Source organism: Oscillochloris sp. ZM17-4, assembly GCF_019599295.1.
Taxonomy (GTDB): domain Bacteria; phylum Chloroflexota; class Chloroflexia; order Chloroflexales; family Chloroflexaceae; genus Oscillochloris.
This window is the reverse complement of the sequence record NZ_JAIEWN010000032.1, coordinates 29,132-53,141: the sequence shown is the minus strand read 5'-3', so window position 1 is coordinate 53,141 and position 24,010 is coordinate 29,132. Positions and strand designations below refer to the sequence as shown.

The window sequence follows — 24,010 nt, the reverse complement described above, 5'->3', positions numbered from 1 at the left end:
CAGACCTGAAAGTGAGTCGCATGCCGGTCAATCTCAAGAACCTCCGCGCCGCCGTCCAGGACTTCGCATGGGACAAGGTCTTCCGCTCCTCACTGAAGTGGACGAAGCCGACGGACACGGTGCGGGTCGAGGTGGTTGACACCCAGCGCTACACGCTGACCCCCATCGCGGACACGGGTGGTATGCAGGTCTATCTCGTGCGGAGTGCTGATGGGACGCTGCCGCCACGACCGACGCGAAACAAGATCGAGACCCGGCTGCGGCGCACCCAGGTCGAGCACCTACTGGTCTTCGAGGATGCCAATCAGCAGGTCGCGGTGATCCAGTGGGTCAAGCGCGGCCAGCAGGGGCGGCGCGTGCGCGAGTTCTCCTACCGGCGCGGCGACAGCGGCGAGGCGCTGATCCAGAAGCTCCAGGGCATCGCCTTTGCGATTGACGACTTTGATGCGCAGGGCCGCATCGAGATCTCGAAGGTCACGGCCCGCGTGTCCAAGAATCTCGATGTCGAGAGCGTCACCAAGAAGTTCTACGATGAGTTCAAGCGCCAGCGCGAGGAGTTCCAGACCTTCTTGCGCGGCATCCCGCTGGACAGCGACCAGCGCTGGTATGTCTCGGTGATGCTCAACCGGCTGATGTTCATCTCATTCATCCAGGCCAAGGGCTTCCTCAACCATAACCCCGACTACCTGCGCGAGCGGCTGGCGTGGAGCAAGGCGACCCTCGGCCCGGATCGCTACTACCGGGGCTTCTTGCGCGTCCTGTTCTTCCAGGGCTTTGCGCTGGAGCCAGCGCAGCGCGGCGCGGAGGTGAACCAGACGCTCGGCACGATCCCCTACCTCAACGGCGGCCTGTTCCTGCCTCACCCCATTGAGGATAGATATGGTGAGGCGATTGACATCCCCGACAGCGCCTTCGACACGCTGCTCGCGTTCTTCGGCCTCTGGCGCTGGCACCTCAGCGAGCGGCCCGGCACCAGCGACCGCGAGATCGACCCCGATGTGCTGGGCTATATCTTCGAGAAGTACATCAACCAGAAGCAGATGGGCGCCTACTACACCCGCGACGACATCACCGGCTACATCTGCCGCAACACGATCATCCCGGCGCTCTTCGATAAGGCCGGGCTCTCCCTGGCCTCGCTCGACCTGCCGCGCACCATCGCTGACTATCTCTACCCGGCGATGCGCCAGGAGGAGCCGCTGCCCACCGAGACCGAGCGCGAGCAGACGGCCCGCCGCGCCCGTGTCGCCGCGCTGCGGGCCGATGCCCAGGCCGGGAAGATTGCCACGATCAATGATGCGGTGACGGCGAACCTCGATCTGGAGGCGCTGATTGGTGATCTCATCCCGCAGCTTGACGCGCCGAACGTCTACCGGCTCTACACGGCGCTTGCGGGCGACCCCCATGCGGGCAAGCTGCCCTTGAGCGTGCTCGACCCGACCGCCGGCTCAGGTGCCTTCTTGTTCGCCGCCCTGCGCATCCTCAAGCCGATCTACGAGGCGGTGCTTGACCGGATGGAGGAGTTGGTTGAGCAGAAGCAGGCGGTGAGCAGGCCGATGGTTGAGGTACTGGTCGCTGCCGAGGCGCACTCGAACCGCGACTACTTCATCACCAAGAGCATCGTGGTGCGCAACCTCTACGGCGTTGACCTGATGGCCGAGGCGACCGAGATCTGCAAGCTGCGCCTCTTCCTGCGCATGGTTGCGGATCTGGACGAGGCGAAGTATATCGAGCCGCTGCCCGACATCGACTTCAACATTCGCGCCGGCAACGCCCTGGTGGGCTACGCCCGTCCCGAGGAGATTGGGCTGGTCTACAGCGGCAGCGTGGTGGGGATGAGCCCGCGCCAGCAGAAGCTGCTGGAGGAGATCAGGGCGGTGCAGCGCGAGCTGACCGGCTACCGCAACGCGCAGCTCCAGTTCAACCCCTCGGCCACCGAGGGCCGTGCCTCCCGCCAGGCGATCCGCCAGCGGCTCGACACGGTAAATGCCGGCCTCGACACTGACCTAGTCAAGATTGGCCAGATCCGCAGGGAGGCCGACGGCTCCTTCAACACCCAGCCCTTCCACTGGTTCACCGCCTTCTACGAGATCCTCAGTGAGGGTGGCTTTGATGTGATTGTGGGGAACCCGCCATATGTGGGGTACAGCAAGGTGAGAAAAGAATACCGGGTCTTCGGCTATCGAACCGAAGCGAGCGGCAACCTGTATTCATTTGCCATCGAGCGCTCACTGAACGTACTTGCACGGCATGGGCGATTTGGAGTCATTGTTCCCATTGCTTCAGTCTCCACTGAAGGAATGGAAACACTGCAAAACTTGTATGGACGATACACACAATATCACAGTCACTACGCCGTCAGGCCCGGTAAGCTCTTTGTCGGCGTCGATATGAACCTCACCATCACGCTGCTTCACCAAGCCGCTGATCGACCCCAGGTTTTCTCTACGACATACTATCGATGGTTCAGTGGCGAACAGAGTGATCGCGCATTCCTGTTTGATAAACTCACGTACACGCAATACGTGAAGGTTGCAAACCACGCGAATCCGCTGCCAAAGATTGGCTCAACTATTGAGATGGCTATTCTCAAGAAGATGCATGGTCATAGCCAAAAAATCAAACACCTTGTTTCGAGCCAGGGTTCCCAGATTTATTATCACTCAGGTGGCCGTTATTGGCGCAAAGCGTTACGTGAAAAGCTCTCGTCGCATTACAAGCCGGTCACTATCCCTGAGCGGTTACGTCCAGTCGTGCTCACCCTGCTTAACAGCCAACTCTTTTATTGGTACTGGATTACGAACTCAAATTGTATGGATGTTGTCTCACGTGAAGTACTTGAACTTCCGATTTTTGATGTTGCGAAGGCTGATCTCAAAAAGTTTGCGGAGCTTGAGCAGCAACTATTAGCTGTCTACTATAGTAATCAGACGACACGTTCCCGTCGGGGAGAGATTATCAGCACGGATGAAGTGAATTTTGACGTAGGGAAAGCTAAGCCAACGCTCGATGACATCGACCGGGCGCTGGCGGCGCACTACGGGTTCACGGACGAGGAGCTGGACTTCATCATCAACTACGACATCAAGTACCGCATGGGGCGCAGCGCGGGGGACGATGAGGAGTGACGCCAAGGGCGCAGAGACTCGCAAAGCCTCTGCGTCTTAGTGCTTTCGTGACAAGCACAACTGAGTTCACATCTACATGGAGGAGCATCGTGCGTATCAAAACCGTCCAAGTCCAACGATTTCGCTCAATCTACAACGCGACACTGGAATGCGATAACCTCACTGCCCTAGTGGGAGCCAATGGCGCTGGCAAATCAACCTTCCTGCGCGCGCTGGACATCTTCTACAAGCCAAATGCCCGTGTTGAACGTAACGACTATTACGCCGACGATCCCTCCGAGCCGATCCGTATCACTGTCACTTATGTAGATCTGAGCCCAGTTGAGCAGGCAGCACTGGACAAGTACTATCACAGCCAGCAACTCGTCGTTGAGAAGCGCATTGAATGGGTTGGTGAGAAGGCGAAGCAAGCCTACTATGGCCAGATGCGACGCCACCGACCATTTCTAGAGCAGATCCTGAATAAGACAACCGCAGGTGATCGCCGAACGTCCTATAGCGATCTGCGGAAGCAGGCACCATATACGGAGCTTCCGAGCGCCACGAGCCTCTCAAATGATCAGCGCATTCGTGATGCGCTGATTGCATGGGAGCTGAGCCACCCCGATGCCTGTGAACTGCTTTCCAGCGAGACCCAGTTCTTCGGCTTTAACCAGGCCGGAGCCGAGCGATTGGAGCGATTTACACGTTTCCTGCTGGTGCCGGCAATGCGTGACGCCAATGCCGACGCCACCGATGAGCGCGGCAGCCTGATCAACGAATTGGTAGATATGGTCATCCGCAAGTCGCTCGCGGATCGTGCCGAGGTTCAGCGGCTACAGGCAGAGGCATCATCCAAGCTGAAAGAAATACAAGATCTTACGAATAGCGATCTCGATGAGATTAACAAACGCTTGAATCAGACCCTGCACTACTTTGCGCCGAACACTGATGTTGGAGTGAGTTGGCAGCCGCCAAGCATTACCTTGCCGCTGCCGAAGGTGCGTGTGCAGCTTAGTGAGGATGGCTACCCAACGACAACTGAGCGAACTGGACATGGAGTTCAGCGAGCCTTTATCATCTCACTATTACAAGATTTGGCCATGCGCCAAGGCAATCAGGGTGAAATCTCTGTCCCCATAGAGGAGCTTGCCACACGTTCTGATACCGCCACCTCTGAGGATGCGATTACCCTTGCAGAGCCAGCAGTAGACACTGGTACCATCGGGGGTGTTATGACTGAGGAGCAACCTGCACTCATTCTGGCAATCGAGGAACCCGAGTTATTCCAGCACCCCACCCGACAGCGACACTTCGCCCGTATCCTGCACAACCTAGCGACCGGACAGGTCAGTGGTGTTGCAAATAGCATCCAAGTAATCTACTGCACCCATAGCCCGATCTTCGTAGATATTGATCGCTTTGAGCAAATTCGCGTGGTGGCAAAACAGACTCCGCCTCGGCCCAGCACGCCGCGCCAGACCGCAGTGCGCGCAACAAGCCGTGCAATTGTTACCGGGGCCGGAATCAACCATGCAAAGCTCGCAGCAATGCTGACCGCATCGGTGAACGAAGGCTTCTTCGCCGATTTTGTGGTGCTTGTGGAGGGCGAAGGTGATCGTGCCCTCTTACAGGGAGTTGCGCAACTTATGGATATTTCCCTTGAGGCATACGGGATTGCAGTTGTTGCTGTAGATGGTAAAGGTAGTCTTGCGAAACCTTTGATTATCTTTTCCCATCTTCAGATTCCGACATTTGTGGTTTGGGACAACGATAGTAATCAGACGAAGGAGTCTGATCGTGCCACATCCAGTAAGCTGAATCGCGAGTTACTGAGCCTCTGTAATTGTTATCCTGAAGACTGGCCAACTGGTGTCCACGAGACGTGTGCAGTCTTCAATCCCAAGCTTGAAGAAGTAATACACCAGGATGTTTGTACAGCAGGTATCAGTTGGGATGATTTGGAGCTTGAGGTATACACAATAACTGGGGAGAAAGGGCCAAAGAGCCTTAAACGTCACGCAGTTGTCTCGCACTTGGTAAGGCAAGCGGCTACCAAGGGATGTGCGTTTCCTACAGTGCAGACCATGCTGGTGAAGATCTGTGAGCGTGCTGGAATTCCACTCCCAAACAACGCTCTATCCACAGAGGTGCATCCATGACAACGAGCATCGACCTCACCCTGACCGATCACGATATCCTAGCCGACCTCGCGCGCTACGGCGAGGAGGATGAGCAGCAGCGCATCGCCCTCGTCGCCCTACGCCTCGGCCTCCAGGCCCTGCGCCATGCACGCGGCGAGGTAGATGCCTTAGCCCTCCAGCAAACCGCAGAGCGCGTATTCCAGCAAGTCGATACCCGTTTCAGCCAGCACCTTCACGACCACGCCGACTTGCTTGGCCGGCAGTTCTCACTCGACACACCAGACTCATTGCTCCAGCGAGTGGTGCAGACCAGCGAGACGCTCTACACGCGACTCAGCGAGACGACCGGCACCCACCACAGCGATCTGGTGGGTCGTCTGGAGGCGCTGAGCACCCGCCGCCAGATTGAGCGGCGCAGCACCCAGGGCGGAGCGCCCTTCGAGGATGCCGTGGTGACGTTGGTATCTGGCCTGGCTCATGGTGCAGGCGACCACTGCGACGGCACGGGTGAACTCGTTGGGAGCGTGCTCAACGCAAAAGTTGGCGACGCGGTGATCACGCTGGGTTCAGACTGCGCCGCAGTCGGAGAGCGGGTCGTGGTTGAGGCCAAGCGTTCACAGGCATACAACCGCGAGAAAGCCCTTGTCGAGTGCAAAGCCGCCCGTGAGAATCGTAACGCCCAGGCCGCAATCTTTGTCTGGGATCGCGCATCAGCGCGCAATCAGCCGCCGCTGGCTCGCTATGGCAGCGACATCATCGTACTCTGGGACGAGGAAGACCCCAGCAGCGATGTCTATGTTCATGCTGCTTACTGGCTGGCCCGTAGCTTGGTTGTCCCACGGGGCCACGATGACGGCGTGCTCCAAACCCGCCGCCGACAGGTAGACGGAGCCTTCGATCAGATCCTTGGTCTGAGCGTCACTATCGAGCAGGTTAAAAAATCTGGTGAGGCAGTGGTCAAACAAGGCTACTCCATCGTCACCAACGCGGTCAATCTACAAGGCCAGCTTGTGGCCCAGGTCGATGCCCTGCGCAGCCTGACGGCCAATCTCGCCCCGGCCATTGTCGCTACTTCCGAGAGCACAGAGCCTGCCATATAGCATTTCAGGAGGCGGTTATCGATGCCCGACACCCAGAGCGAAACCGAATCACTGCTCGACATTGTGCGCGGCATCGATGGCCGCACGATCATGCTCCCCGAGTTTCAGCGCGACTTCCGCTGGGAGCTGGAGCAGACCTATGACCTCTTCGACTCGCTGATCCGCGAGATTTTCATCGGCACCATCATCTACGGCAAGCCCTCCTTCGGCATGACCCTGCGCGAGATCGACACCCGCCCGCGCAAGAGCAAGGGCCGACCCAAGGCCAAAGGCGGCAATACCCAGCTCCGCACCCACGACCTCTCCACTGCCGAGATTGTCAGGCGCGCAATGACGCAGAATCTGCGCATCGTTCTAGACGGTCAGCAGCGCATCACAGCCCTCTACCGCGCCATTACAGGCAAGGATAATGTCTATATCATTCTGCGCGATCTTGATATCCTTCGCGACCTTATGAGCGCCAAAGAGATCGGAGCGGTGAGGCTGGAGGAGGTACTAGAGTATATCGCCGGTGAGGAACATCCAACTGCGATCTCGGTCAAGCTCTCCGATGCCTACACTTCTCATATCAAGGATTGGGAGCAAGAAGAGAAGGATGCATGCTTTACCCAATCGCTTTACGGGCAATATCTGCACCAATCTGACGATACCGACCAGCGCAAGCTGGCGCAGAAACTCTACCGACGAGCGATGACGTTGCTCATCGACTTATACAAGCAGCAGAAGATGCTGGCCTTCTATATGCTCGACATGCAACTCGACAAGTTCTGTCTCTTCTTCGAGCGCAGCAACAGTCGCGGTATCCAACTCAACTTCACCGACATCCTGGCCGCCAAGCTCTACAGCGGCTTCAATCTGCGCAAGCGGATCGAGGAGTTCGAGAGCCATCACAAGATTACGCTCAACCGCGAGATCGTCGTCCGCGCCATCGCCTACATCACCGGTATCGAGCGCGGCGGCACCGTCGAGATCGACAAGAGCTACATCCTCAAGCACCTGGAGGCCACCGACTTCACCCGCCACTGGGACACTGTCTGCGATCTCTACGCCCGCAGCCTGCACTATCTGGCCAGCCAGCACTACATCCTCTCCCATGACTGGATGCCCTCCGAGAACATGGTCATCCCGCTTATGATCTTCCTACGCGAGATCGGCAGCTTCGACGTGATGAACGAGGAGCAGCGGCGCTTTATTGAGTTCTGGTACTGGGCCTCCATCTTCTCGAACCGCTACAGCTCGGCCACCAACGAGGTGATTATCACGGATTGCGGCGTGCTCACCCATGTCGCACGCCACGAGCAGATCACCGCCCGAAGCTACTTCATGCGCCTACGCTCACTGATCACCGAGCCAGAAGACCTCTACAGCTACACCAAGCGGGCGAGCGCCACCTATCGTGGCATCCTCAATCTGCTCGGCTATGCGGCTCAGGGGCTCAAAGACTGGAATAGCACGCAGAAGATTGACACCTCGATGCGCCTAGAGGATCATCACATCTATCCGCGCGCCTACATCGCCAGCGGCCCCGACCTCGACATGGAGCAGGCTGAGGCTGAACAGCCTCCACCAAGGGAGATCCTAATCATGGCCATCACCATCCGCGAGCGCCCCGCCGCGCCCGCCCCGCTCGCCCAGCAGCTCAGCATCGACCCAGCCCTGCTGGAGCGCCCCGAGGCCCAGGCCGCCCGCCAGCGCGGCCTGCTGCGCGCCAAAGCCGAGGCGCTCCGCTCCGCCGAGGGGCTGCTGGCCTGGGGGCACCTGCTCACCTGGGCGATCATCTTCGTCAGCGCCATCCACATCTGGGAATCAGTCGCCGCCATCGCCCCGGCGCATGTCGGCGCGCTCCAGCTCCCCGCCGCCGTCTACCACGGTGCGGCATTGGCCTTCACCTTGATGATCGACGCCTGCGCGCTCTACATCGCCAAGGCCAACGCGGCGGCGGCGTTCGTCGGCGCGCCATCCAACCGCTGGACGATCTACTTCTATCTCGTCACGGCCCTGCTGAACGCCAGCTTCGTGGCGCGCCACGCCCCCGCCATCGACGTGACCGTGCAGGCGCAGCTTCTGCCGCTGCTGGCCGGCAGCTTCGTCCTCCTGCTACCGCTGAGCATCCCCGCAGGGATCGTCGCCGTAGAGACCTCCAACCGCACCCTGGAGGCCGTGCGTCTCGCCCTCCTCGTGGAGGTCGAGACGCTACGGGGGGTCGTCGCCGAATTGCCCAGCGACAACATGCCGCACGAATCCGCATCAGAACAGGTTATGAGTCCTTCCACACCGCCCGAACTAGCTACGCTAAACGTCGCCACGACCGAGCCAGCGCCCATGGGCGGGCGACCAATGACCTACGGGATGGCCGACCTGCTGGCCGCATTCCCCGATGGAGAGGGAATCCTCTTCACCCCGCGCGACGTGCGTGTGCGCCTGCGCTGCTCCGAAGGGAGCGCCCAGCGGGTCATCCAGGCTGCCATGGAGGCCGGCCAGATTGAGCGCGCCGCGCGCGGTGCTTATCGCCGGACTCAGATCTGATATCAGAGAAGGAGCTCTGCATGCACGACCCCACTACCTATGCGGTCGCCGCACACCCAGCGTGCTATAATCCCGCCACCAGCCATCTGCCCGCCCCAGACAATGAGAAAGCACGGATGACGCCACTACCCGCCGGAGATACGCCCTCGCCTGAGCAGGAGCCTGAGCGGCCCGAGGATAGCGAATTCCGTAGGCTCATCATCAACGGTGGGCGCTGGTGGCTAGAGTTTTTTCTGCGGCTCAGGCCCGGCGAGCTGCCAGGGCGTGCGGCGCTCAGTGAGCTCTATGATCAGGATGGTCCGATCCACCACGAACAGATCGCGCACCTCCGGCTACACATGCCGGCAGGCGTGATCCACGAGATCGACGACCCGGATACACGGGCGGCATTTCTGGCCCAGATCCAGGCTCTTGTCGCACAGCCTGACCCGCTCCTCCGCGCTCAGGATCGTAATACTGCAGAGCTCAACGCCTTCCCTGACGGACAGGGAAACATTCCCACCAACCCTGCTGTCTTTACCACTATCAGCGCCATCTGGAAGGGCGGCCAGCGTGCGCGCGAGCTGATCGATGGCTGGGGAATCCGCTCTGATGGCATGCCATTCTACCAGCACACCTCGGTTCACGGCGGGATCATCAGCGTCTACGTCCAGCCGGGGCGCGGCAGCCTTGCCACTGGGGACACCCTGTGGGCGCTTGTTGAGCGACTGAGTCCATTCACCGCCGACGTAGCCCTGGCCGTACTCGCGCAGCTCTGCGCGCCTGAGAGTGGGTCTGGGCCACAGTACCCATTACTAGAACCGATCCGTATCACCGCCGACACCATCCTGAGCTACAAGGGCATCCAGCGCTGGGGGAGTGATCGCGCCGACATGCGCCAACGGATCGCGGAAGAGATCGATCACCTCCGCCACCTCTCGTTTGACGTTGAGGCCTGGCCAGTCGGCGATGGAGATCAGCCGCTCGATCACGCCTCATGGCGCGGCGACACGCTATTCGACATTGTGATCGTCGAGCGGAGCGGTGAGAGCCAAGCCGCCAATATCTCCTGGAGTGTGCGCGCCGGCCAGTGGGCGTATTGGTGGCTCAACGCTTCAGGGCGCATCTTTGTGGGCCGCATGGCCCGCGCATTGCTGGAGCTCGACCACCGCGAGAATCGCGGCGTGGCAGTCTTGGCGAAGAAGATCGGCCAGCACATCCTGATGCGGGCAGGCAGCAACCAGCGGAGCCAGATCACCATCGGCGTGGCCGCGCTCCTCACCGATATCGGCGAGCTCCCTAAAGTAGCGGCGCGCACCAAGGATTGGGCAGGGCGCACGCGCGACCGCCTGGACAGCGCGCTCCTCAGCCTTCGCGAGGCAGATATCTTTGTTGATGTCACCTGGCCCGACGGCTACGGCCCAACCGACGAGGATCGGCAGCGCGGCTGGGTTGATCGCTGGCTGGCCGCCCGAATCGATCTAGCGCTGACCACGCCCACGTCCCAGGAGCAGATCATGAGCCATGCCTCGGCCCAGATTCTCCTGCAGGCATCAGAGGTGATCCTCGATCCGCCACCCACCGAGGAGACACTGATCAGCGGCGCGTCGATCCGCCGGGCGCGCGCGGCACGGCACTGGAAGCAAGATCAACTCGCCCGCCACCTGAGTATCTCCGTGCCCTACCTCTCCCAGATTGAGGGCGACCGGCGCCAGCCATCGCCGCAGCTCGCCGCCCGGCTCCGTGCGTGGCTGGCCGAGCCGATGGCCGACACCACTGGTTCGCCGTAAGCGCGAATGCCTTCGGGAAATGCGAATGCGGCCCAGCATGACATACCCTTGATTTCGACGGGGCAAGTTTAACCCGCGCATGCACGCACCTCCGATGCGTGCGAGCAGTTTAACTTCTGTCGTGGAACAAGGGACGCCTGTGCTACCACGCCTTGCATACCTCCGATACCTGCGAGCAGTTTAACTGCGGTGGCCGCGCACTCCTCCGATACCTGCGAGCTATTTAACTGCGGCGGAATCACACACCTCCGGTACCTGCGAGCAGTTTAACTGCAGCGCCTCGCACACCTCCGGTACCTGCGAGCAGTTTAACTGCGGCGGCCTCGCACACCTCCGGTACTTGCGAGTATTTAAACTACTGATCACAGATTTACAGCATTAGGAAGCCGAATCGCACTCCGTTTTTCCAAAAACGGCATGCTATGATAGTACATCTGATCGCCACTGCAATGACCCGGCGATCACGAACTGTATCCGCATAACTGGTATAGGAAAGTAACACCACCAGGCACCAAACGGTGGGCATGCGAAAGGCCCTCGCCAAGCCGCCAAGCCGTCGAGAGCCCTTCAAAATCCGCCCACTGCCGGAACGTCCAGCACACCGAAGGGTGGTGACGTCAAGCGGGTGGCCTATGCGCTTCTAGTATATCGACCGCTGATCGCCTTGTCAACGCGGAAGCCGACAGGGCTCGGCTTTGTGTTGCCGCTATTCGGCAGAGAAGGATTGGTCTATGCAGCCCTGGACAGCTCCCCGCCCCGCCCCGGTGCCGCCTGCACCGATGGCAACCGGCGATACCACGCCCACCTACTACGTCCTCATCCCCCGCCGCCTCGCCGAGGATCTGCGCACGGCCCCCATCGCCATCGCCGCCTTCGCCCTGATCGCCCGCATCTTCCGCGCCACCGGCCAGCCCGTCCCCCTCTCCGCCGGCGACCTCCAGGTCTTCGACCCCTCCCTCCGCGACGGTGCCGCCGCCCGCGCCCTCATACACCTCGCCAAAACCCCCTGGGTCAGCGTCACCCCCCGGCTTGGCGGCAAGTCCACCTATACCCCCACCTGGGGCATCATCGGTGACACCCCCTGCCCCTGGGATCTCCATGCCCCCTGCCTCGGTCGCCCACGCCACATCCCAACCCTGCGCCTCGACCAGAACATCCTCGATGTCTGCATGGGACGGCTCGACCCCCACCCCGCCCCCCCGGCCATCGCCCGCCGCTACCTCACCACACCGCTCCTCGGCCTGCGCGAGGTCGGGGCCTACACCCTGGCCCTCGCTGGCCTACCCGTCGCCAACCCCATCCTCGACGATCTCCACCTCCTGGTACACGGCCAGCCCCGACCGCTCCCCGATGAAGCCACCATCCTCGCCAGCGCATCCCAGCGTGCGCCCGACGCCCTCACCGATGCGGGCTGGCGGCGCACCGCCTTCCCGCCCCCGCCCCCGCCCCCAGCCGAACCCGGCCACGTCCTCTTCTTTGTGCCGCCGAGACAGATCGGCCCCATGACCGGGGGGAGACTCGGGGAGGGACTCGGGGAGGGACTCGGGAACCAGATCGGGCATGGTGCGCATGGTGCAGGGGCGATTACCGCAGCAGAAAGCCTGAAAACGTCTGTCGTGATCGACACGTCGAGATCACATGGAGTCATGGAAGAAAAGGAGAAAGATTCCACCACCAGCCCCCAAGCGAACAATGCGCACCATGGTGGTGGTGGGGATATTCCTCTTCGCCATCGAACAGCCGGACGGCGTGTCCCGCCACCGACCGATTCTCCGGTGCCCAGCGAGAGCGCCCAGCTCTTGCTTGCTGTCGGCGTGCGGCGCAGCGTCGCGCAGCGCCTTGCCGATCGCCCGGTCGCACAGGTCACACGGGTGATCGCTCAGTCCCGCGCCCGCACCGATGTGCGTGACCTCCCCGCATGGGTCGTCTCCGCCCTGCGTGACCTGCCCGCCACTGATGTGCCGATGGAGCCGGAGCAGTTACTGAGCGCCCTGCCAATCTACCAGCACTCTGGCCTCACCGATGAGCAACGCGACCGCTGGATCTATCGCTTCCGCGCCGTGCATACCGCTGCCGAACAGCGCGCCATCCTCGCACGGCTGGCCCAGGAGCATCCTGCCGATCACCTGGGCGACCTCCCGCTCCCGGATGCGATCCCGGTGCCCGTCGTCCATGAGCGACCCCTCAGCGCCCTGCCGATCTACCAGCACCCCGGTCTTACCGACGAGCAGCGCAACCGCTGGATCTACCGCTTCCGCGCCGTGGCGACCCCCGCCGAGCAGCGGGCGATCCTGGCGCGGCTGGAGCAGGAGCACCCCGCATGAACGAGCGCCATGTGCCCTACGACCTCTCCGCCGAGCGTTCGGTTCTCGGTGCCATCCTGCTGGAGCGTGACGCCATCCTGGCCGTCAGCGATCAGCTGCGTTCGGAAGATTTTTACCTGGAGCGGCACGGTCAGCTCTACGCGGCCATGCTCGCTTGCCTGGCTTGCAGAGTGCCCCCCGACCTCGCCACGGTCGCCAGCGAGCTACGTCGCCAGGAGCGACTGGAGCTCGTGGGCGGGCTGAGCTTCCTGGGTGAACTGGCCACCGAGGTGCCGACTGCAGTCCATGTGGAATATTACGCACAGGCTGTCATCCGCGCCGCGACCCTGCGCCGGCTGATCGAGGCGGGTGGGACGATCACTGCTCTGGGCTACGATGAGCGGGGCGATCTGGAGGCGACTCTTGATCGGGCCGAGCAGACCTTATTCGCAGTCAGCCAGCGCCAGCGCGGGGCCGACTTTGTGTCACTGAGCACAGTGGTCCAGCAGTTCTTTGACATGGCTCAGGCCAATGTCGACGAGCGAGTGGTGCCAACAGGCCTGCTCGACCTTGACCGGCGGCTCAATGGCGGCCTGCGGCCAGGGCAACTCGCCCTGCTGGCGGCGCGACCGGGTCTCGGTAAGTCGGGGCTAGCCATGAGCATCGCCTACCACCTGGGGGTCCACGAGCGGCGCAGCGTGGGCGTGGTGTCGCTGGAGATGGGCCGGAGCGAGCTGTTACAGCGCCTGATGGCCATGCATACGGGGGTGGACACGCGTCAGGTGGAAGCGCGGTTGCGGCGGGGCGATCCGGTGCTGGTTGATGCGCTCGGGGTGCTCGCCGCAGCTCCGATCGCCATCGAGGACAGCGCGATGCTGACGGTGATGGATGTGCGATCAAAGGCGCGGCGACTAGCGACGGTGCGCCCGCTCGATCTGCTGATTGTGGACTACCTCCAGCTGCTGATCGGCGATACGCCAACGAATAGCCGGGTCGACGAGGTGTCCCGGATCTCGCGGCAGCTGAAGCTGCTGGCCCGCGAGCTGGGGTGCCCGGTGCTGGCGCTCTCACAGTTATCGCGGGCGGTGGAGCAGCGGGCGAGCAAAGTGCCGCAGCTGAGCGACCTGCGCGACAGCGGGAGCCTGGAGCAGGATGCGGACATCGTGATCTTCATCTCCCGTGAGGATATCGCCAACGAGGCGACACCGGATGGTGTGGCAGATCTGCACGTGGCCAAGCAGCGGAACGGGCCGCTGGGCGTGGTGGGGGTGCGCTTTGACGCGCCGACGACGCGCTTTGCCAACCTGGAGACGCGGCGCGGGTGAGATTCATGCCAGAACATATGCTATGTCGCAGTGCGATCAATGTGGCGGAACGTCACGTTCGATAGATCACTTGCTGTATCCAAGGTGGCGGAACGCCACCTTCACCCTTGACGCACCTGATCACCTGTGCTATTGTGGCATTACGCCACATGTTATGGAGATTGTATGACCGATCTGCCGGAGCTTCCGCAGCGCCCCGTCCGTATTGAGAGCGTCGATCTTGATGGCGATGAGATCATTGCTGCGGTGCTCGAAGGCGAGGGGGTCGCAGTCCCCATCCGCCTTGTATGCGATGCCCTCGGGCTTGCCACCCAACCGCAGAGCGATCGTCTCCGCGAGCATGATGTGCTCTCCCAGGGCCTCCGCGTGGTCAAAGTCCCTATCGGCGGTCGTATCCGCTCGGTGCTGGCCATCCTGCACACCCACATCGCCTTCTGGCTCGCGACAATCACCCCAAGCCAGGTGCGCGATGATGTGCGCCCGAAGCTCGTACGCTACCAAAAAGAGCTCGTCGTTGTTTTGAACGCGCTCTATGGCCCCGCTATCCCTACGCTGCCGCTAAACCCGCCGGCCACCACAGACACCGCCCTCATTCCCACCGAGATCCATCAGCAGCTGGCCGCCACTGTACGTGAGCTCCGCACCCTTCGGGATGTGCTCCTTGCCAGCCTCGCCGAGCAGCATGCGACGCGCGAGCAGGTTGGCTCGATCGACGACCGGCTACAGACAGTTGAGGATGTGGTCGAGGATCTGCGACAGATCGTGAAAATTAGCGCGGTCCAAGCGGAGTATATCCAGCGGGCCATCAAGCGGATTGCCATCCGCTACCAGCAGCGCACCAATACGACGATCAACACCTACGAGCGGCTATTCGCTCAGTTTAAGATCGACATGGGTATCCCACGGTATGATGCGCTCCCAGCGAGCAAATACGACCGCGCACTTGCCTGGCTGCATCAGCAGGCCGCAACGTTGCTCCCTGATGACCCGGACGCTCTGCCTCCGCACCAGGAGCAGCTGATATGACTGGGCGCACTGGCGAGGCGAGCATCGATGCGCAAGTTGGTGAGCGCCTCCGCGCAGCTCGACTGCGCGTCGTGCTCACCCAGGGAGATCTCGCACAGGCGCTGGGGGTGGATCGCTCGACGGTTGCCAAATGGGAGTCTGGCGAGCGGGCCATGACGGCGGTGGCCCTGACCCGCGCGGCCGATGTGCTGGGCATCCCGCCCGCAGCCCTGCTTGAGGAGCAGCGGCGAAGCGCGCAGCACCAGGCAGTGCAACTACTCACACAAACCCTGGAGCAGCACCCCGACCTGCTCCCGCCGATGCTGGCAGCGCTAGAGCGACTGCTCGATCAGCCTTCGCCCCGCTCATCGTGACCATCAGGGTGCGCTCAGCGCACCCCCCCCCGATAGCGCATCAGGATGCCGTACAATGCGACTCGACCTCTATTCGTCATACGCCCGGGGTGCGCTCAGCGCACCCCCCCCTTTTCCAGCATTCAGATGCGCTAAACCGCGATCTGACCTGCCCTTCGCACGCGATATGCTCAGACAACGAACGCTACCCACACCGGAACGGAGCATGTGCTGATGATCACCTATGCTGTGGCGCTTGAGAAAGGCGGGGTCGGGAAGACCGCCCTTTCTGTGAATCTGGCCGCCGCCTTTCAGCAGGCGGGGCTCGATGTTCTTTTGGTCGATCTCGATGCCCAGGCCAGCGCGACCCACTGGCTCGGCATCGATGTCACAACCATGCCTGCTGATCGCAGCGCCCTTGGGGTGTTTAACGAGGCCATCGCCGGCCAGCTGCGCACAGAAAGTATTACCGACCGTGCGATCCCTACGACCGGTGGCGTTCATGTGCTCGCCGCTCACCCGCAGATGGCGAGCCTCCCTTCCCTGCTCAATGCCGCGACCCTCGGCGGGATCTTTCTTTTGTCGGAGGCACTCGACTCCCCAGATCACCCGATCCCCTACGATGTGGCCGTTCTCGACCTCCCGCCCGCGCGCAGCCCTATTTTGGGCATGGCTCTAGCCGCCGCCACGCGCTGCCTAGCCCCAGTGCAGTCTGAGGATCTGGTTATCCGTGCGCTCGTGGCCCTAATGGACTCCGTAACGCAGGTGCGCGTGCGCAAGGTCAACCCACAGCTTCAGGTCAGCGTACTCCGCAATAAGTACATGCCGCGCAGCGGCGCGGATCGCGTGTACGATGAGCTCCTGCGCGATGAATATCGTGATCTGCTCCTCGACACCGTTATCCCAGTCCGGGCAGCCCTGCGAGACTCGGTTGCAGTGCGCCAGGACATCTTTCACTACAGCGGCCCCGATGTCGCCGAGTCCCGCGCCCTCTTCCTCCAACTCGTAGGCGAGCTGATCAAGCTCGATGGTCAGCGCTGATGGCATCCAAGAATGACGACCGCCTGAAGACGATCCGTGAGAACGCGGCGGCCCTGCGCCGCCCCGATCTCGCTGCCACCCCTGAGGCGGAAGAGACAGCCGCCAGCCAGGGCGCGATCACGAGCCACTTTGGGATCATGGCGCTGGATACGGTGACCGCCGGGCGGGCCGTGCAGCAGATTAGCGTCAAGCTCATCGCCCCAGATCTGCGCCCTGCGTTCCGGCAGCCGCGCCTGCTCCCACTCCCCGAAGAGTTGCTCCGCGAGGGCGAAGTTCCTCCCGCGCACACAGCGCTGATGGGCGAACTGCGTGACTTGGGGGCCTCGCTCCAAGAGCGGCAGATCCAGCCGATCATCGTGTACCCGGGGGCGAGCGAGCACTACACTGCGGCGAGCTACCTGATTCTCATCGGCCACAGGCGCTGGCTCGCCGCGACTACAGCTGGTATCGCAGCGCTTGACGCCATCGTTGTTGACCCACCCTCGCCAGCCGAGCGCGTCCAGGTACAGTACGCCGAGAACGAAGATCGGGCTGACTTCACCGACATGGAGCGGGCCTGGGCGCTACTCCAGATGAAAGATGCCCTCGGCGACGCGCCCTGGGAGGAGGTAGAGCGTCGCTTCCGCCTCAGCAGCACGCGGCGACATGAGCTTACCCGGCTGCTCGCCTTCACGAATGCGCAGCAGCAGGCTATCGCGCAGTTACGCCTGCGTGAAAACCAAATCGAGCCGCTACACCGGGCGGTGCGGGCTGGGGAGCTGCGCCCCGATCAGGTTGACACGGTGCTAGGACAGATCCGCGAGCGATCCATTGCCCTTGCCTCCAGCGGTGATCGTGTGGCTGCGAGTGTTGATCTCACGACCATTGGACGCCTGCTGGCAGGAGTGCGTCGGGCCGAGGCCACACCCTCGGCCCGCGCGCCACAGTGGCTACCGCCGCTGCGCGACAAGCTCGCCCGCACGGCCAAAGATCTCAAGCGCCTTCACCCACGCATGGCTGAGCTAAGTGACGAGGAGCGCGCCGCGCTGCACCGCGATATCGTTGCGCTGATAGAGGCGCTTGAAGCAGCAACTGGCAGCTTTGATATTTCTTAAATCATTGTAGGGTGGGGAGTCGTACCACAGCATCACCGCATCAGTTATGTCGAGCCTATGGCTATGTGCAACATAGGGCCATAGATGTTCCACATAACGGGAGGCTCGACATAATCGTTGCGTTGGTGGCATTGGGTGTTTCTTTAACGCTTGGTGTGAGATCGTTTCCACCGCATTGGGACGCCATGGGCAGAACCGCGATTCGCCCGATCTGGCTGCACGGCGTTAGCGTCGACCGCGTCCTCATGCAAAACCGTGTACGGGATCTCACACCAAGTGTTTTAGTAGCCGGTCACTGGTGACGGACCACGTCAGTGGGCGTGGCGCCACCCGCTGGCGCAAGCGCCCAGGCCCCCGCGCCGAGGGCGCACAGGCTTGCCCACACGATCGGCCACGCCAGAAGATTCCCCTCACCTTCTCGCCCTGCCGCGATGCAGGCGCGCTGGGCCTCGGCCAGCGCCGTCGGCGCGTCCATGCCCGCCGCCAGCGCCGCGTACAGCGGCTCCAGCAGCGGCAGCACCATTAGGTCGTAGAGATGCCAGAGGCTCGCGATCACGTCGCTTGCCCCCGCCGCCAGCAGCGCCCGGCTCAGGCTGAGCAGCTCTTCGCCCGGCAGAGTCTCGCCCACAGCCCCCTCGCAGGCGACCAGCACCACTAGCGCCCCTCCAAGTCGCAGGTCGGCCACCTCATCTACCAGCAGGTCATCGTTGGCCAGCTTCAGGTGTGCCAGCAGCCCGCGCCCCGCCACCTGCTGCCCGTGGGTGGCCATGTGAATGAGTCCATACCGCTGGAGATCGCCTGTCTCCGCCGCCGTGCGGAGCTGCGCGCGGGTTATCGTCCCGTCCTCCATACGGCGCACTGCCTTCGGCCAGTGGCGCTGCACAAGGTCGAGCGAGGGGATGGCGCTCGGCAGCGCTGCCGCCCGCCCCGCGAACTGGCTGACCCCGATCAGCAGCGCATCGCCCCCCGCCGGCGTGCGCCGCGCCAGCTCTGGCCAGCTCTGGAGGCTAGGTAGAAGCTGGATAACTGCTCGCTCCACTAGCCAGTGATCATCCACGCGCAGCGCGGCCCAGGGCAGGCTGTGCAGCGGGCCGCCGGGGACGATCAGCAGGCGGTGGGTTGAGTTGAGCCGGGCGCGCACCGCAGGCGGGATGAGCCGCTCGCCGAGCGTGGCGAGGTCCGCCCATGGCGCGGCCTGTTTGCCCGACTGGAAGGCCAGATCCTGGTAGGTATAGGCTCGGTATTGCGGCAGACTGGCCCGGTCAAGCATTCGGCGTAGGCTGCGGTCGAGCGGGGTACGGGTCAGATCAAGGCCTTCGGCATCGAGGCTCAGCGCTAGCAGATCATCGCCGCAGCTCACGTAGATCAGCGCCGTCCACGCATTCCCATAGCGCGCAGACAGCGTGGCCCGCAGCGTGGCGAGGTCAAGCTCCTGGGCCGGCAGCTCGCTGAGCGCCGGGTTGTAGTGCCGCCCGTGGAGCAGAATCTCGATATAGTCCGTGACCGCCGCGTCGAGATTGGTGCCGTCAGCCCCCTCGTCCACCAGCGTGCGCATGCGTGCCCTCCGTGCCTCGTAGTCTGCCCGCAGCGCTGGGGGCAGGATGATCGGCTCGCGGCGGATCTGCTGCTGGAGGGCTAGGGCGCGCTGTTGCTCGGAGAGCTGGAGCACGATGCGGGGGTTGCCCCCTGCGGCGGCCAGGCGGATGGCGTCGGCGAAGAGCTGCGCTGCCTCGCGGAACAGCGCGCTCGACGCGTGCGAATTGGCCAGGGCGTGGCGCAGCGTTGCGACACCCACGCTGGCGCGCTGGTAGTGTCCCAGCGCTTGCGCCGGTTCACCCACCGCGTCCGCGCAGCGGCCCAGGCCGTAGATTGCGCGCCAGTGGTAGAGCGGGCTGCTGACTAGATCCTGCGCCGCCTGCTGGAAGCATCCTCGCGCCGCAGGCAGATCATCGCCGTCTAGGTGCAGCCAGCCCTGCGCCAGCCGCGCGCGTGCTGCGGCGGGGTGGTTGGGCAGCGCGGCGAACAACGCCTCCGCTTCCTGAAGGTAGCCCAGGGCGCGCGAGGGTTCGCCCCGCGCATGGAGTACCTCACCAAGCCCCTGGAGAATCTCGGGCAGATCGCGGTGGGCACCAATCTGGGTGGCCTCGCCGACGAGCGCGGTGAGCAGGGACTCGGCGCTGTCGAGCTGCCCGAGCCGGATGTATGCCTCGGCCTGGTTCCGCCGGCTGATCAGGGCCATACCTGGGGCACCGAGCTGCGTATAGATGACTTCCGTCCGTCGCCAGGCACCCAAGGCCAGATCATACAGCCCGCTGTGGTAGGCGGCATTGCCGAGATTGAGATCGCAGTCGGCCACCTGATAGGGCTGCCCGATGGCGGCCATACGTGTTCGTGCCGCGAGCAGTGTGCTGATCGCCCGATCTGCCTGTCCTAGCTTCACCCAGATGGCACCCATGTTCTTGGTACAGACGGCCGCCCGTAGCGGCATGGCCAGACGGGTGAAGGTTTCCTGCGCGTGCGTATGCAGCGCGAGTGCGCCATAGAAATCGTCTTGAAAAAAGGCCACGCGGGCTTGCTCGAACCAGACTTTCGCCAGCTCGGCGGGCTGGCGGAGCTGCCGGAAGCCCGCTGCCGCCTCGCCGAGGAGCGCAGTAGCTGCCGGGAAGTCGCTTGCCTGAAGCCGTGCGGTCCCCGCAACGTATGTCAGGGTCGCATGATCCGCAGGCGTACCCAACCCTGTGATCAGTGGCGTGATGCTTGTCGCCAGCGCCAGGGCCTCGTACGGACGGCCAAGGGTATTCAGGGTACGCATTTGGCTGATCCGCACGCGGGCGGCCTCGATTGGCCATCCAGCGGACTCCCAGTCGGAGGCAAGCTGATCCCACGCACCCAGCAGATCCGCCCCGCCGCGCTGGAGCAGCGCGGCGAGCAGGAGCGCGGTGCGCGCCGTGAGCGCGCCCCAGCGTGCGCCGCGCGCGGCGAGGGTCGCCTCCGCCTGCTGGAGCAGCCGCACCGGCGCGGGCAGATCCTCCCAGCGCACCAGGCACCAGCCCAACGTCAGCTGGGCCCAGGCGTAGTTCGGGTGATCGGGTGTGGTTGCGGCAAGCAGTCGGCCAGCGAGGCCGACGGCGCAGCGCGGGTGGCGGTCGCTGATCGTGAGGATGCGGGTGCAGCGTGGCGGGGGCGAGTTGGTGGGATCTCTATCCATGCGGTGCGGTACGTCGGCAGGGGCGCCGGCGTGTCACCCTGCATCAGGGCAAGCGCCGGCCCGGCGTGTGCAGCTATCCTAACACAGCAGTCGGGGTGGAGGCGGATTGATCGAGGAGATAAGGGGTGCGTGAGCGAGGAAACGTGCGGTTTGTCTGCGGATGAGTTACACCGCTTCGATCGCGACGGCGATGGCGGATTCGCCAGCGAGGAGCAGTGCGGAGGGCATGTCAGCGACGCGGGCGAACCCCTGCGCGTCGAACGGCACATGGTAGGTCGTCTGGCCTACAGTGATCACCGCCACGCCGGCGACCGGCGGCACCACGCTGACCAGTACCTGCCATGTGCCGCCCCCCCCCCGCTGCACGCTCAGCTGGAAGCTGTGTATGTTGTCTTCGCCATCATCAAGCACCATCGGCGTCTCATCACCGTAGGCCACCCCCAGCAGCGCCCGGCTCTGGATGAAGCGGGCCACCACCTGTGGTGCTACGCTGAGTCGACCGATCACGTGGCGCGGATTCGTCGGCGTGACCCTTGCCACTGGGATCGATGTGAGCACACCGGCACGCTCAGCGCCAGCGAGGGCTGCGGTCTGCGCGAAGATCTTGGCGCAGTCGCGGCAGGTCCAGAGGTGCCACCAGACCTGTGGGTAGGCCAGCGCGGCCGTGTGGGTGCCCGCGTCAAGGTTCATATCCACATAGGCAGCCAGGTCGAGCTGGCAGAGCGCACACGGATCAGCGGGAAGAGCTTTGCTCGGCAGCAGCTGTTGGAACACCGATGCGCGCAGATCCTGGCACGCTGAGCAGTGCGCGATATGCTGCGCCAGGGCCGGGGTCTGTGCCGGCTGGTGGCTATTTGTGAGCGCCTGCAACAATGCTGCGCGCACATGATCACATTGTGGATGATCCATCGTCATTCACCTTGCGCATGACCATATCCGTGTTGGTGCTGCGCTATGTTAAGTCTTGCATTCTACAATATCTGTACCGGGTTGGCGTAAAAGCGTATTGCAGATCAGACGAACAAGGCCAGCCAGAAGTTGCTCTGCAACTTCTGGCTGGCCTTGTTCCTACCCCGCGAGGGTTAGCCTCGCGTAGCCGCTCCCCAATCAATGATCGCCGCCTGCCCGGAGAGATGTTTGCGGGCCTGGGCGATCACCGCGTACACCCGCGCCACGCTTAGCCCCACGCGCTGCCCGATCATCTCCGCCGAGAGGTCATCGCAGGCCCACAGCCGAAACACCTCCGCGTTGCGCGAGCCCATCGCCGCCAGTAGCTCAGCTTCCACGGTGGTCGTCAGCAGCCGCGCCGCGACCTGCGCCTCAGGGTGATCGCCCTCGCCGATCGCGCGTGCCACCGTGTGCGGATCAACCGACCCATCGATCTCGCCGGCGCGCTTCTGGGCGGACAGATCGCGCAGGTGGCGCTGGACACTCTGTGTGATCACCTGATAGGCCCATGTGGAGAAGCGGCTCTGGTAGCGGAACCCAGGCAGCGAGCGGGCCAGCTGTAGCAGGGCGACCTGCATCAGGTCGTCGCTATCTACCGCGCCGTCATATGCCCAGTCGAGGTTCGCCTGCCGCAGGATGGCCCGGGCCTGCCCCAGCCAGCTCTCCCACTCCGCGAGGTGCCCCATGTGGCCGCTTCGGCGCAGCGCCTCCACGCTTGGGAGATCGCGGCGGATATTGGTGATCACCATGCGGAGTTGTGCGTTGCTCCCCTGCGGGTACACATAGGCCGCAGCGGCGTCGGCCAGCGCCGATGACTCTTCCTCACTCAATCCCCAGTGCTCAGTGCTATTCAAGAACGCGACTGTGTCGGCGCAGCGTCGGAATGTGATCGCTTCCTGATCCATCACAGCCCCTATCTGTCTGATATGAATGTGTTATCCACAAGGGTGGTGTTGGAAGATCCGTTGTGAGTATACGCTGTAGGCATTAACAATGAATGACTATGTGCGCTTGTGTAGCTGAAGTTAATAAACCTCGATCTATGTTGTCTTTTGAAAACTCTTGCAAGAGCTGGCGACATATGAAATGGGAATTGCCCCATCAGTCTGCGGAGCATACAGCCGTCTCTCATAAGAGTTGCAACCCGTTCAGGTGCGGTCCTGACACAACAGGAAGCTATGTATTTTCATCGCCGACTTCACTATGTAAGCGCCTGCGTCTAGTGTAGCGAGAGTCTTTACTGACCGTTTGGTACAGATAGCGTGATAGATGGAGGGGGTGGCGGCTCATGCAAGAGCCGGTAGCGTATGAGACAAGAGTCATCGGGCGAAGGTTGGTACAGATAGGACAGTGACTAGCTGATCCTCGCACGATGTATGCAACTGCGGAGCGCGCGATGTCTGAAGAGCTGGCTCATCCGGCTATCCTCACCGTCGCGGAGGTGGCTCGCTACCTCCGCGTGAGCGAGACGACTGTCTGGCGCTGGTGTACGAGCGGCAAGCTGCCGGCGTTTCGCATCGGCCGCAGCTGGCGGGTGCGGCGGGATACGCTTGACCAGATGATCGCGGGTACGCCGCCACTGGGCACCTCTCATGCAACTCGCCTGCTGTCCGGCAGTGAGCCATAGGGACACGAGCGCACCGCTGACTACCGCAGTAGCGCGCTTCATCGCCTAGTAAGGAGGTCAAGCCATAGCGACCTGACACGAGTGATGACTCCTGCGCGATGTATGTAATGGGCATTCCCGAGTCCGCAGATGTGATGTAAGGAGGGTTCAGGCGATGACAGACCAGGTTCAGGTCAATTACGAGCAGATGAATGATGTGTCTAGCCGCTTCGCGAAGCAGTCCGACACAGTCCAAAGCTTGTTGCAGATGCTGCTTGGCAAGCTTGATCCGCTCAAGGGCGGGAGCTTTATGGGTCAGGCGGCTGATGCATTCTACGCCGAGATGGATGATGTTTTGCTGCCCTCAGTCCGCAAGCTTCAGGAGCTGCTGAGCGAGGCGAATGTGGTGACGAAGGAAGTCAGCCAGATCTTTCAGAAGGCCGACTCTGAGGCCGAGTCGCAGTGTAAGGGCTACAACTAG

Annotated in this window: 16 protein-coding genes; 13 read left to right on the top strand and 3 right to left on the bottom strand. The window is 62.6% G+C overall.

Features of this window, described 5'->3' with window-relative positions:
- Positions 1-20: 20 nt before the first annotated feature.
- The 11 genes from K2Z83_RS19810 (at position 21) to K2Z83_RS19760 (ending at position 17,767) form a co-directional block, all read left to right on the top strand.
- Positions 21-3,128 (top strand): SAM-dependent methyltransferase, encoded by a 3,108-nt coding sequence (locus K2Z83_RS19810; RefSeq protein WP_220596921.1) that lies wholly within the window; start codon positions 21-23, stop codon positions 3,126-3,128.
- A gap of 89 nt (positions 3,129-3,217) precedes the next feature.
- Positions 3,218-5,269 carry an ATP-dependent endonuclease gene (locus K2Z83_RS19805; protein ID WP_220596920.1) on the top strand — a complete coding sequence of 684 codons (2,052 nt, stop codon included), beginning with the start codon at positions 3,218-3,220 and terminating at the stop codon, positions 5,267-5,269.
- Positions 5,266-6,351 carry a hypothetical protein gene (locus tag K2Z83_RS19800; protein WP_220596919.1) on the top strand — a complete coding sequence of 362 codons (1,086 nt, stop codon included), beginning with the start codon at positions 5,266-5,268 and terminating at the stop codon, positions 6,349-6,351. The genes K2Z83_RS19805 and K2Z83_RS19800 overlap by 4 nt, the downstream gene beginning before the upstream one ends.
- A gap of 21 nt (positions 6,352-6,372) precedes the next feature.
- The gene (locus K2Z83_RS19795; RefSeq protein ID WP_220596918.1) at positions 6,373-8,877 is read left to right on the top strand and encodes a DUF262 domain-containing protein; all 2,505 of its coding nucleotides are present in this window, start codon (positions 6,373-6,375) and stop codon (positions 8,875-8,877) included.
- Positions 8,878-8,993: 116 nt separating this feature from the next.
- The gene (locus tag K2Z83_RS19790; RefSeq protein WP_220596917.1) at positions 8,994-10,646 is read left to right on the top strand and encodes a helix-turn-helix transcriptional regulator; all 1,653 of its coding nucleotides are present in this window, start codon (positions 8,994-8,996) and stop codon (positions 10,644-10,646) included.
- Positions 10,647-11,377: 731 nt separating this feature from the next.
- Positions 11,378-12,970, top strand: coding sequence for a hypothetical protein (locus K2Z83_RS19785; RefSeq protein WP_220596916.1), 1,593 nt, complete (start codon positions 11,378-11,380; stop codon positions 12,968-12,970).
- Complete coding sequence (gene dnaB / locus K2Z83_RS19780; RefSeq protein ID WP_220596915.1) at positions 12,967-14,274, top strand: replicative DNA helicase; 1,308 nt, start codon at positions 12,967-12,969, stop codon at positions 14,272-14,274. Before K2Z83_RS19785 ends, dnaB begins: the two co-directional genes overlap by 4 nt.
- A 165-nt stretch (positions 14,275-14,439) precedes the next feature.
- Positions 14,440-15,300 carry a phage antirepressor N-terminal domain-containing protein gene (locus K2Z83_RS19775; RefSeq protein WP_220596914.1) on the top strand — a complete coding sequence of 287 codons (861 nt, stop codon included), beginning with the start codon at positions 14,440-14,442 and terminating at the stop codon, positions 15,298-15,300.
- Positions 15,297-15,653, top strand: a complete 357-nt coding sequence (locus K2Z83_RS19770) for a helix-turn-helix domain-containing protein (RefSeq protein WP_220596913.1) — start codon at positions 15,297-15,299, stop codon at positions 15,651-15,653. Before K2Z83_RS19775 ends, K2Z83_RS19770 begins: the two co-directional genes overlap by 4 nt.
- A 213-nt stretch (positions 15,654-15,866) precedes the next feature.
- The gene (locus K2Z83_RS19765; protein ID WP_255604301.1) at positions 15,867-16,673 is read left to right on the top strand and encodes a ParA family protein; all 807 of its coding nucleotides are present in this window, start codon (positions 15,867-15,869) and stop codon (positions 16,671-16,673) included.
- Positions 16,673-17,767: a ParB/RepB/Spo0J family partition protein gene (locus K2Z83_RS19760; RefSeq protein ID WP_220596911.1), complete on the top strand. Its 1,095-nt coding sequence runs from the start codon at positions 16,673-16,675 to the stop codon at positions 17,765-17,767. The genes K2Z83_RS19765 and K2Z83_RS19760 overlap by 1 nt, the downstream gene beginning before the upstream one ends.
- Positions 17,768-18,059: 292 nt before the next feature.
- Here K2Z83_RS19760 and K2Z83_RS19755 read toward each other — a convergent pair whose 3' ends face one another.
- The 3 genes from K2Z83_RS19755 to K2Z83_RS19745 form a co-directional block, all read right to left on the bottom strand.
- On the bottom strand, positions 18,060-20,975 hold the full coding sequence (locus K2Z83_RS19755) for a CHAT domain-containing protein (protein ID WP_220596910.1): 2,916 nt from the start codon (positions 20,973-20,975) through the stop codon (positions 18,060-18,062).
- A 165-nt stretch (positions 20,976-21,140) separates the two neighbouring features.
- Positions 21,141-21,884 carry a hypothetical protein gene (locus K2Z83_RS19750; RefSeq protein WP_220596909.1) on the bottom strand — a complete coding sequence of 248 codons (744 nt, stop codon included), beginning with the start codon at positions 21,882-21,884 and terminating at the stop codon, positions 21,141-21,143.
- Positions 21,885-22,057: 173 nt separating this feature from the next.
- Positions 22,058-22,753 carry a sigma-70 family RNA polymerase sigma factor gene (locus K2Z83_RS19745; protein ID WP_220596908.1) on the bottom strand — a complete coding sequence of 232 codons (696 nt, stop codon included), beginning with the start codon at positions 22,751-22,753 and terminating at the stop codon, positions 22,058-22,060.
- A gap of 566 nt (positions 22,754-23,319) precedes the next feature.
- Here K2Z83_RS19745 and K2Z83_RS19740 point away from each other — a divergent pair.
- Together K2Z83_RS19740 and K2Z83_RS19735 are read left to right on the top strand one after the other, a co-directional pair.
- A complete protein-coding gene (locus K2Z83_RS19740) occupies positions 23,320-23,550 on the top strand; it encodes a helix-turn-helix domain-containing protein (RefSeq protein WP_220596907.1) in 231 nt (76 codons plus the stop codon).
- A 154-nt stretch (positions 23,551-23,704) separates the two neighbouring features.
- Positions 23,705-24,010, top strand: a complete 306-nt coding sequence (locus tag K2Z83_RS19735) for a WXG100 family type VII secretion target (RefSeq protein ID WP_220596906.1) — start codon at positions 23,705-23,707, stop codon at positions 24,008-24,010.